Annotated in this window: 1 protein-coding gene; it reads left to right on the forward strand. The window is 44.6% G+C overall.

Annotated features, from left to right (window positions below; genetic code table 11):
• The coding region (locus A3756_RS01395) for a DUF1302 domain-containing protein (protein WP_156490176.1) at positions 1-943 on the forward strand (943 nt) is incomplete at both ends.

Here is a 943-nt window from a genome sequence, read left to right on the forward strand (position 1 = left end):
CTAAAAGATGGCGACAGAGCTACGGATGCCAATGGTTATCAACGTCAATTAAGTAAGAATGGTCAAGCGAACGCGTCTGGCGGAGAAATCATGGATGCGTATATCTGGAAAGATTTCTGGTTTGGCGATACACCTCTTAACCTTCGTTTAGGTAAGCAGGTAGTCAGCTGGGGTGAAAGTACCTTTATCTTTAACGGTATTAACGTTATTAACCCAGTAGATATTGGTGCTATTCGAGCACCGGGAGCAGAAATTAAAGAAGCGCTGATTCCAGTGAACATGCTATACGGTTCACTGGGCTTAACGGATGATATTACGATTGAAGCGTTTATTCAGCTAGAGTATGAGCCTTCGCGAATTGATGATTGCGGAACCTACTTCTCTACAAATGATTATGTAGCCGATGGTTGCGGCCCTGTTTGGGGTGCTAACTTCATGACTGAAGAGTGGAACCAGGGTGGACAAACCGGCTTGCAGAGAATGTATGATGACAAGCCCGATGATACTGATCAGTTTGGTATTGCTTTACGCTGGTTTGCTGCAGATTTGAATGAAACAGAGTTTGGTTTCTACTTCTTGCAATACCATAGTCGCTTACCAATTGTTGGTGGTAGAGTCGGTACCGACGTTGATAGCGACGGTGCGATAGATAGTGATGAACAGTTTTCGACTGCTGAGTATCAAATTCAGTACCCTGAACAGATTCAAATGGTAGGTCTCAGCTTTAACACGACTGGGCCTGGTGGTATTTCATTAGGTGGTGAGTATAGCTTCAAGCATGATATGCCTTTGCAGTTCAACTCTCCAGACTTAGTGCTTGCAACGAGAGGTAACGTTGTATCGCCTATCGTTACTAGTAGAGCAACTGACAGTAACGGCGATGGNACGATAACTTCGGATGAATTAGCGCCTTTATATGGAAGTGTCCAAGCGGGTTATGACG

It is taken from the genome of Oleiphilus sp. HI0086 (genome assembly GCF_001635225.1).